The sequence below is a fragment of the Enterobacter sp. P82 genome (assembly GCF_037053385.1).
GTDB lineage: Bacteria > Pseudomonadota > Gammaproteobacteria > Enterobacterales > Enterobacteriaceae > Enterobacter.
The window spans coordinates 2649213-2659091 of sequence record NZ_JBALHX010000001.1; the positions used below are offsets into that span (position 1 = coordinate 2649213).

Below are 9879 nucleotides of genomic sequence, written 5' to 3' on the forward strand. Positions count from 1 at the left end.
ATTTCTGATTCAGGCCTTCTGAATAGTGGCGGAACGGACGGGACTCGAACCCGCGACCCCCTGCGTGACAGGCAGGTATTCTAACCGACTGAACTACCGCTCCACTGTTCCCGTTTGGGGAACGAGGCGCATATTACGGTGTGCCTCTGATCTCGTCAACGCTTTTTCTCACGTTTTGAATCGTTTGCTGCAAAAATCGCCCAAGCGATGCTTTTACAAGCATTCCGGCGCTTTTCAGGCGCGCCACATACAACTTCCACCTTTCTTCAGCACCAGATCGAGTCGGGATTCGTGATTAAGAAGCTCTTCATCACTGGCTAAAACAACCCGCAACCGACTTGCCTGGCGGACAACACGCTGAATTCCCGCCTCGCCCTGCGTCTGCTGAGATTCATTTTCCATGCTGAACTTCATTGACGTCTGTCCACCGGTCATCGTCAGATAGACATCGGCCAGGATCTGGGCATCGAGTAATGCCCCGTGCAGCGTTCGCTTGGTATTGTCTATTTCGTAGCGGGAACAGAGCGCATCAAGGCTGTTACGCTTGCCGGGGAACATTTTCCTCGCCAGCGCCAGGCTGTCTGTTACCTTACAGAAAGTGTTTGTCTTCGGGATATCACGGTTAAGCTTGCTGAATTCATAATCCATAAAGCCGATATCGAACGAGGCGTTATGGATGACAAGCTCCGCGCCCCTGATGTATTCCAGGAACTCGTCAGCGACATCCGCAAAAGTCGGCTTATCCAGCAAGAACTCATCGGCAATACCATGAACGCCAAACGCTTCTGGATCCACCAGCCGATCGGGTTTGAGGTAGACGTGGAAGTTGTTCCCCGTAAGACGACGGTTCACCACTTCAACGGCACCGATCTCGATAATCTTGTGCCCTTCGTAGTGCGCGCCGATCTGGTTCATACCGGTGGTTTCGGTATCGAGGACAATCTGGCGAGTAATTGCAGTGCTCATAGCGGTCATTTATGTCAGACTTATCGTTTAACTGAACGTTTCAATTACAGGAAGTCTACCAGAGATGCGTAAACAGGTAGAAATTTTCACCGATGGATCTTGTCTCGGCAACCCAGGACCTGGCGGCTATGGCGCGATTATGCGCTATCGCCAGCACGAAAAAACTTTTAGCGAAGGCTATTTTCTGACCACCAACAACCGAATGGAATTGATGGCGGCCATAGTGGCACTGGAGGCGTTAAAAGAGCATTGTGACGTGGTGTTAAGCACCGATAGCCAGTACGTGCGTCAGGGGATAACCCAGTGGATCCATAACTGGAAAAAACGCGGCTGGAAGACCGCTGATAAGAAGCCGGTCAAGAACGTCGATCTCTGGAAACGTCTTGATGCGGCTCTGGGCCAACACGAGATTAAATGGGAATGGGTTAAAGGCCACGCCGGTCACCCGGAAAACGAACGCTGCGACGAACTGGCGCGTGCTGCGGCATCCAATCCCGCACATGAAGATGCGGGCTATCAGCCCGACGTTTAATCGGTTTTTTTGTATTGCCGCGTTGCACCAACAGTTTGACGGATATGCGTTTTCGTTTTGCTCTGCTTCATTGGATTAAGCGTAAGAGGGATAGTGCGCTTACGCGCAACGATGAACTGCATGCAGCCTAAAGCGGGCAAATGCGTGCTCAACAGTACACCTCCCTGCCGCGCCCAGGGGAGCACCTGAAAACCGCCGTAGCAGAGCACCTCAAAGTTTAGCAGTGAAAGCCAGTCGAGCTGGCGCATCATCGTGAACATCCGGCTGTTGTAAGGTGGAGTCCTGCGTAGCACCGGTACCAGCTTACGCAGGCCCATCAGGCTTAGTGGATTGAATCCGCTAAGTACCAGCCAGCCATCATCAATCAGAACACGGTCGGCTTCACGCAGCAAGCGATGGGGATCACTACACCAGGGCAGTGTATGGGCAAGCAAACACGCATCAACGGACTTTTCCGCAAATGGCAGATGCAATGGGTCTGCTTTCACCTGAACCGGCGATCCACCGAGCGAGACATTGACCTGATGTGAGATAGCGCAGCTTTCGGTATTGATTTCCGCGCTGAGATTGCCAATCTTAAGCAGGTGAAAACCATACATTTTCGCAAGCCAGGGCTTCAGTTGTTGCTCTAAGGCCTCGCGATAGTATTCACCCCAGGGCAATTCCGCCCAACGTTCCGGTGCTGCGACAGTCTGAGGTATCCTTGCCGGTTTCATCAAAACACCTGCCACGTTATTAGAGGTAATGTATGAATCTTATCAGTATTCCTGCTTTTGAGGACAATTACATCTGGGTTTTGGTTGACGATGATCGTCGATGCGTCATTGTTGATCCCGGAGAAGCCGCCCCTGTATTACGTGCAATAGAAGAGAATAATTGGCAGCCAGAAGCCATTCTCTTGACGCATCATCATCACGATCACACTGGCGGCGTTCCCGAGCTGCGGGCCCATTTTCCCCATCTTGTGGTTTACGGACCGGCAGAGACACAAGATAAGGGAACAACCCGGGTAGTCAAAGAAGGTGAAAAGATCCTCATACACGGGTGGGAATTTTCCGTATTTGCCACACCAGGTCACACTTTGGGACATCTATGTTTCTACAGCAAACCTTATCTTTTTTGTGGCGACACACTGTTCTCTGGAGGCTGCGGAAGACTTTTCGAAGGTACTGCAACCCAGATGTACCAGTCTTTACAGAAAATTAATGCCCTACCCGATGAGACGCTTATTTGTTGCGCACATGAATATACATTAGGGAATATGAAGTTTTCCGTTAACATCTTACCCGAGGATCGCGCGATTCAGGATTATTATCACAAAGTGAAGGAGTTACGTGTAAAAAACCAAAATACACTCCCCGTAACTCTGAAAAATGAGCGCAAGATTAATTTATTTTTAAGAACAGATGATATTGATTTAATTAATAAAATTAACCAAGAAACAAATTTGCAACAACCAGAGCAGCGATTTGCATGGTTAAGGTCAAAGAAAGATAACTTCAGATAATTGCGGGTTGCCTTTTCAAAATTTCGCCGTTATTATCGCTCGTCTTTTAAGCAACTATTGACACACACATGAAGGCAAAAGCGATATTACTCGCCTCTGTCCTGCTTGTAGGTTGCCAGTCGCAGAACGGCAGCAACGTACAACAGCACGCACAGAGCCTTTCTGCAGCTGGTCAAGGGGAAGCAGGGAAGTTTACAAGTTCGGCGCGATGGATGGACGATGGAACATCATTCGCGCAGGATCAAGACTTGTGGACCTCTATTGGCGACGAGCTAAAGATGGGAATTCCGGAAAACAGCCGGATTCGCGAACAGAAACAGAAGTACTTAAGAAATAAGAGCTATCTCCACGATGTAACGTTACGGGCAGAGCCGTATATGTACTGGATAGCCGGGCAAGTTAAGAAACGTAACATGCCTATGGAGCTGGTACTCCTACCCATAGTGGAGAGCGCTTTTGACCCACACGCAACGTCTGGCGCCAATGCCGCAGGCATTTGGCAGATCATTCCGAGCACCGGGCGAAACTATGGTCTGAAACAGACTCGCAGCTATGATGCGCGTCGTGATGTTGTCGCTTCAACGACAGCCGCTCTCGACATGATGCAACGTCTGAACAAGATGTTTGACGGCGACTGGCTGTTAACGGTCGCAGCGTACAATAGCGGCGAAGGTCGTGTACTGAAGGCAATGAAAGCGAATAAAGCACGGGGTAAATCCACCGATTTTTGGTCGCTCTCACTGCCACAGGAAACAAAGATTTACGTACCGAAGATGCTGGCATTGAGCGATATTCTCAAGAACAGCAAGCGTTACGGTGTACAACTGCCAACACCAGACGAAAGTCGTGCACTGGCGCGCGTTCGCCTCAGCAATCCAGTTGATATTCAACAGGTTGCAGATATGACGGGTATGTCGGTAAGTAAATTGAAAACCTTTAATGCTGGCGTTAAAGGCTCAACGCTGGGGGCAAGCGGCCCGCAGTACGTAATGGTTCCGCAGAAACATGCTGAACAGCTACGTGAGTCTTTAGCATCTGGTGAAATTGCAGCCGTTCAGTCAACGCTGATCGCGGACGCTTCATCAGTCAACAGCCGCAGTTATAAGGTTCGTTCAGGTGATACGCTTTCGGGTATTGCATCACGTCTTGGCGTGACAGCAAACGATCTGCAGCAGTGGAATAACCTGCGCAGTTCAGGCCTTAAAGTGGGTCAGACTCTGACGGTGGGTGCAGGTAGCAGTGCACAGCGTCTCGCCAGCAACAGCGATAGCATCACCTATCGCGTGCGTAAAGGCGATTCCCTGTCCAGTATCGCAAAACGACACGGCGTGAACATCAAAGATGTGATGCGCTGGAATAATGATACTGACAACCTGAAACCAGGCGACCAGTTGACGCTGTTTGTGAAGAACAGCGCCACGCCAGACTCCTGATAGCACGATCTAAAGATAAAAAGGCACCGATTCCCCTCGGTGCCTTTTTTGTTTATCCCGCTTTTTGCGCTTCAGCCATGATGGTATCGCTGGTAAACGAACCATCCTCCTGTAATTCAAAGTAAGCCTTCACCTCTGCCGACGCACTCTGCTGATACAACCGAATAGCGTGACTTAATGCGTCCGGAGTGCGCATACGGGCGATCCATGAGCTGAATTCCAGCGGTAAGCGATCGGTTATTAATGAGCGAGAAATCAACCCTGCATCGGTAATGAGCGATAACCACTCTCCACTGGAGTAGTTTTGTACATGCGAGGTGTCGCGCAATGCTTCCACTGTTTGCAGCCAGATATTGCGTACCGGGTGTCCCGGAGACATCACATCCATAATGATAAGAACACCACCCGGCTTCAGGACACGTTTTACTTCACGTAATGCCTGGCCAACATCATGCCAGTGATGTGCGGAATAACGGCTGATAACTACCTCAAACGACGCATCATCAAAAGGTAAGGATTCGGCATAACCCTGGCGCGTATCAATGTTGTTCAACCCTTTTACCTTCGCCGCCTCTGCAACCACCGCCAGCATCTGGCTGGATAAATCGTACGCGGTGACCTGAGCGACCTGTTGTGCAGCCGTAAAACTGGCATGCCCTGCCCCGCAGCCTAAATCCAGCACGTGTGCCTGCGGGAACGCAGCCAGGCGTTCACCGAGACGCACCAGATCGCGGCCAGAAGCATGTACGGCACTGCTCAGATACGCATTTGCCTGCGAGCCAAACTGTTTTTCTACGTTGTCATGATGGGAGTGTGTTGTTGTCATCGTACTGTCCTTTGTTGGTAAAAAATAAAGGGCAGCACCCGAACAGGCCTGCCCCACGGCAGACCTGACTCACCATGTTTAATCAGGTTTGCCGGGACTGAATTCCACTAGTAGAGGATTGTGATCGGAGGCGCGCGTCACCAGGACGGAGGCGTCATGCACGCTCAAACCGCGATAGAAGACAAAATCGAGAGGACGACCAAAGGCTTTCTTGCGTTGGTCATCGCTAAAACGAACTTCACGCAACGACATCTCGCGCGCAAAGCGATACAGGGCATTCATGCGCGGACGACTCCAGGCATTGAAATCGCCTGCCATGATGATAGGCCCGCTGTGATGAGCAATCTGATCGCCAATTGGAAGTAACTGCTTACTATACACATCCACGCCCAGGCTGAAGTTTACCGCATGGATGTTCACGACCATCAGCATTCGTGTATCCGGCAACGGGTAGACCGTTACCAGCGCCGATTTCGCCAGACGAAGGATGGGCTCACGTTCGCGCAGTGGACAGCAATAGACCGGATGCGCTGAAGAGAGCGTCATCACACCTGAGGGATGTTGCGGCAGGACAAATGCAGGCACCTGGTCGGCGGCAAGATAGTTCGTGGTGGCAAACCGCACCAGCTCAGGGGTGGTTTGCGCCTCCTGGAGCAGAACCAGGTGGGCATCTTTGCCAAAATTCTTGAGTACCGATAGCCATTCCGCACGTTGCTGCTTAAAAATATTCCACACCAGTACACGAATTTTCTCATCACTGCTTAACGGTGTGCCGGCGGGTAATGCCTGGCTTATGCTCGCAAACGACCCCGGAGGCAAGATCCTCTCCGCTGGCATTCCGGCAACATAACGCATGGCATAGGTATTTTTTCGCACTTTTGGAAACAGCCTCTGTAACATGAACCAGCCCTGAAAACGGACTGGTTCTAATGTTATAGGGACTTTAGATTACACTTTCAACGCAATTTCTGAGAAACCGCTTTCCAGTTTTGTAAGCAAGCACTTACTGATGTTAGCCCAATGCTACCCGAGCTGGTCTATCAAGGCGACCACTCAGACCAATCAACAGGAAGGCTACAAGCACGATCGCAGCACCAATCCATGGCGTTTGCGCCAGTCCAAAATGTTCAACCGTCTGCCCACCCACAATGGAGCCAATAGCAATGCCAATATTGAAAGCGGCAATGTTCAGACCGGATGCCACATCCACCGCGTTTGGCGTATACAGCTCTGCTTTCTGTACCACATAGACCTGAAGACCCGGCACGTTACCGAAGGCAAAGATCCCCATGACCAGGACCGTAACCAGTGCAGCGTATTGCATTGATGCTGTGAACTGGAACACCAGCAGCAAAACAACCAGTGCTGCAAAGATGAATTTGAGAGCGGGAACCGCACCATGTTTGTCTGCCAGTTTGCCGCCCCAGATGTTACCTATTGCGACGGAGATGCCATAGCCAAGCAAAATCCAGCTCACCGCATTCGGGGAGAAGCCTGCAAGATCTTGCATCATCGGCGCCAGGAAGGTGAAAGCCGTGAATACACCACCATAGCCCAGTGCGGTCACGGCATAAATGATCAACAGGCGCGGATGCGTGAGAACCTTTCGCTGATCGCGCAGGTTGGCGCTCGCACGACCAGGTATATTCGATGGCACCAGCAGAAGACTGGCTACCAGAGCAATCACACCCAGTAAAGAAACTGCCAGGAAGGTTTCACGCCAGCCGAAGTGTTGGCCGATAAATGTCCCCAGCGGTACGCCTGTAACAAGCGCGACAGTCAGTCCACCAAACATAATCGCAATGGCTGATGCCGCTTTCTCTTTGGATACCAGACTTGTGGCAATGGTAGAACCAATTGAGAAAAAGACACCATGAGCAAGGCCGGTCAACAGGCGGGCAATCACCAGTGTGGTGTAATCCGGGGATTGCCAGGCCAGAACGTTACCCGCTGTGAACAACACCATTAGCGCCACCAACAGTCGCTTGCGAGGGAATCGACCGGTGAGTGCCGTCAATACAGGTGCACCGACAGCAACACCCAGTGCATAAATAGATACCAGCAGTCCGGCAGATGGCAGCGAAATCGCAAGCTGCTCGGCGATGGTAGGAACCAGTCCTACGATAACAAATTCGGTCGTGCCAATTGCAAAGGCACTGATCGTGAGGGCAAGTAGCGCCAGTGGCATAAAATACTCCGTCTCTTCAGGATTAAGATGACAGGCAGTATGCGCCAGTGCTTAAATAACAAAAATGGTCAAAATATCAATAGAATTTTGCAGGTGGTGCAACAATGAAAGCAACGTCGGAAGAGCTGACAATCTTTGTCGCCGTCGTCGAAAGCGGTAGTTTTAGCCGTGCGGCTGAACAGTTAGGGCAGGCTAACTCGGCCATCAGTCGCTCGGTGAAAAAGCTGGAGATGAAGCTTGGAGTCAGTCTGCTCAACCGTACGACACGGCAGCTCAGCCTGACGGAAGAAGGAGAGCGCTATTTCCGCCGCGTGCAGTCCATCCTGCAAGAAATGGCCGCTGCCGAGACGGAGATTATGGAAACCCGCAGCACACCACGTGGATTGCTGCGCATTGATGCGGCCACGCCGGTTGTGCTTCATTTTCTGATGCCGCTGATCAAACCTTTCCGCGAACGCTATCCGGAGATGACGCTCTCTCTGGTCTCCTCAGAGACGTTTATCAATCTTATCGAACGGAAAGTGGATGTGGCTATCCGGGCGGGAACCCTCACAGATTCAAGCCTGCGTGCCCGCCCACTGTTTGCCAGCTACCGCAAAATTATCGCGTCACCAGACTATATTGCTGCACATGGTAAACCAGAGACGGTAGAAGAATTGAAGCAGCATCTGTGTCTGGGCTTCACGGAGCCTGTGTCGCTGAACACCTGGCCTGTTGCTTGTCATGATGGTCAGTTGCATGAAATCGCTTGTGGGTTGTCGTCCAACAGTGGGGAAACGCTGAAGCAGTTGTGTCTCGAAGGGAATGGAATCGCTTGCTTGTCTGACTATATGATTGATAAGGAGATTGCGCGTGGCGAACTGGTGGAACTGATGGCAGATAAACGTCTGCCGGTCGAAATGCCATTTAGTGCGGTATATTACAGCGACAGAGCGGTGAGTACGCGCATTCGTGCCTTTATCGACTTTCTGAGCGAGCATATAAAAACAGCTCCCAAAGGAGCTGTGTGAGGGTTTCAGGATACAAAGGGTGGGGTCAAACTTAATCCCAGTGAGGGGCTAACCCTTCCGGACTGACCAGGCGATCGTTGCAATCCAGTGCGGCGATCGCTTTTTTGTCTTCGTCGTCGAGCTGGAGATTCTGTGCTAACAGGTTACTGGCCAGGTTTTCACGTTTGGTTGAAGAAGGGATAACGGCATAACCTTCACCCATTGCCCACGCCAGGATGACCTGCGCTGCAGTCACATTATGTTTTGCTGCGATGCGTGCAATCACCTCATCTTTCAATGCTTTGCCATAAGCCAGCGTCATATAAGATGTAATATGAATGCCATGTTGTTTTGCCCAGGCAACCACTTTGCGGTTTTGCAGGTAAGGTGACAGTTCAATCTGGTTAGTCGCAATATTTTCTGCACCAACGGCCGCAATTGCTTTTTCCATCAGCGGAATAGTGAAGTTAGAAATACCAATTTCACGGGTTAAGCCCTGTTTTTTCGCATCCAGCAATGCCTGCATGAATTCTTCCACTGAAACAGCATCATTCGGTGAAGGCCAGTGGATCAGCGTCAGATCGACGTAATCAGTACGCAGTTTTTTCAGACTCTCTTTCAGGCTGGGGATCAGTTTGTCCTTGCTGAGGTTCTCAATCCAGATTTTAGTGGTGATAAACAGTTCGTTACGCGGTACACCACTCTCTTCGATAGCCTGACCAACAGCAGCTTCATTTTCATAAATTTGTGCCGTATCGACGGTGCGATAGCCAAGTTCAAGAGCAGTTTTTACAGATGCGATAACAACGTCGTCTTTCAGGCGGAAAGTGCCGAGACCAAATGCAGGGATAGTCATAATATTCCTCAATCGTTATGTTCGTAGACTGAGGACGATTATCGCTAGCGGGGTTATAGAGAAAAAGATCGCAAAATGCAGAGGATTTTTGCTGATTTAGCAATAATTAAACGTCAGATAAGAAAAAAGCCCTGAGCGTTAACTCAGGGCTTTTAATAAGTGGCGGAACGGACGGGACTCGAACCCGCGACCCCCTGCGTGACAGGCAGGTATTCTAACCGACTGAACTACCGCTCCACCGAAGACTGCTGTAACCACCGGATTTATGCACCGGCTTACTACTTAATTTGATGCCTGGCAGTTCCCTACTCTCACATGGGGAGACCCCACACTACCATCGGCGCTACGGCGTTTCACTTCTGAGTTCGGCATGGGGTCAGGTGGGACCACCGCGCTAAAGCCGCCAGGCAAATTCTGTTAAATCTGTATCAGGCTGAAATTTGATTGTCTGTCTCTTCGCCGAAACAGCTTCGGCGTTGTAAGGTTAAGCCTCACGGTTCATTAGTATCGGTTAGCTCAACGCATCGCTGCGCTTACACACCCGACCTATCAACGTCGTAGTCTTCAACGTTCCTTCAGGAC

Annotated in this window: 10 protein-coding genes, 2 tRNA genes and 2 rRNA genes; 4 read left to right on the plus strand and 10 right to left on the minus strand. The window is 50.8% G+C overall.

Translation table 11 applies throughout. The features are described 5' to 3' along the window. Positions 1–26 precede the first annotated feature (26 nt). Together WB237_RS12685 and dnaQ are read right to left on the minus strand one after the other, a co-directional pair. A tRNA-Asp gene (locus WB237_RS12685) sits at positions 27–103 on the minus strand. Positions 104–234: 131 nt separating this feature from the next. Beyond that, entirely contained in the window at positions 235–966 is a 732-nt protein-coding gene (dnaQ, locus tag WB237_RS12690) for a DNA polymerase III subunit epsilon (protein ID WP_075204687.1), read from the minus strand. Positions 967–1030: 64 nt separating this feature from the next. On the opposite strand from dnaQ, the gene rnhA reads away from it, so the two are divergent. Then, the gene (rnhA, locus tag WB237_RS12695; RefSeq protein ID WP_028017739.1) at positions 1031–1498 is read left to right on the plus strand and encodes a ribonuclease HI; all 468 of its coding nucleotides are present in this window, start codon (positions 1031–1033) and stop codon (positions 1496–1498) included. Here the strand turns inward: rnhA and WB237_RS12700 are convergent. Next, positions 1495–2214, minus strand: coding sequence for a class I SAM-dependent methyltransferase (locus WB237_RS12700; RefSeq protein ID WP_108090748.1), 720 nt, complete (start codon positions 2212–2214; stop codon positions 1495–1497). The genes rnhA and WB237_RS12700 overlap by 4 nt on opposite strands. Positions 2215–2246: 32 nt before the next feature. On the opposite strand from WB237_RS12700, the gene gloB reads away from it, so the two are divergent. Further along, positions 2247–3005, plus strand: coding sequence for a hydroxyacylglutathione hydrolase (gene gloB, locus WB237_RS12705; RefSeq protein ID WP_336213412.1), 759 nt, complete (start codon positions 2247–2249; stop codon positions 3003–3005). A 68-nt stretch (positions 3006–3073) separates the two neighbouring features. Then, positions 3074–4438, plus strand: coding sequence for a murein transglycosylase D (gene mltD, locus WB237_RS12710; RefSeq protein WP_114977827.1), 1365 nt, complete (start codon positions 3074–3076; stop codon positions 4436–4438). Between the two features lie 52 nt (positions 4439–4490). Here mltD and WB237_RS12715 read toward each other — a convergent pair whose 3' ends face one another. The 3 genes from WB237_RS12715 to WB237_RS12725 form a co-directional block, all read right to left on the minus strand. Next, a complete protein-coding gene (locus WB237_RS12715) occupies positions 4491–5264 on the minus strand; it encodes a class I SAM-dependent methyltransferase (protein ID WP_336213415.1) in 774 nt (257 codons plus the stop codon). A 78-nt stretch (positions 5265–5342) separates the two neighbouring features. After that, positions 5343–6140 carry an endonuclease/exonuclease/phosphatase family protein gene (locus WB237_RS12720; protein ID WP_114978085.1) on the minus strand — a complete coding sequence of 266 codons (798 nt, stop codon included), beginning with the start codon at positions 6138–6140 and terminating at the stop codon, positions 5343–5345. Between the two features lie 136 nt (positions 6141–6276). Continuing rightward, positions 6277–7452, minus strand: a complete 1176-nt coding sequence (locus WB237_RS12725) for an MFS transporter (RefSeq protein ID WP_336213418.1) — start codon at positions 7450–7452, stop codon at positions 6277–6279. A gap of 104 nt (positions 7453–7556) precedes the next feature. Here WB237_RS12725 and yafC point away from each other — a divergent pair, with 104 nt between their 5' ends. Then, positions 7557–8462 (plus strand): DNA-binding transcriptional regulator YafC, encoded by a 906-nt coding sequence (yafC, locus tag WB237_RS12730; RefSeq protein WP_336213420.1) that lies wholly within the window; start codon positions 7557–7559, stop codon positions 8460–8462. Positions 8463–8493: 31 nt separating this feature from the next. On the opposite strand, the gene dkgB is transcribed toward yafC, so the two are convergent. From dkgB to WB237_RS12750, 4 genes are all read right to left on the minus strand, one after another. Then, entirely contained in the window at positions 8494–9297 is an 804-nt protein-coding gene (gene dkgB, locus WB237_RS12735; protein WP_336213422.1) for a 2,5-didehydrogluconate reductase DkgB, read from the minus strand. A gap of 160 nt (positions 9298–9457) precedes the next feature. Beyond that, positions 9458–9534 (minus strand) — tRNA-Asp (locus tag WB237_RS12740). Between the two features lie 55 nt (positions 9535–9589). Continuing rightward, positions 9590–9705 (minus strand): 5S ribosomal RNA (gene rrf / locus WB237_RS12745). 72 nt (positions 9706–9777) lie between these two features. Beyond that, positions 9778–9879, minus strand: a 23S ribosomal RNA gene (locus WB237_RS12750); the annotation flags it as partial.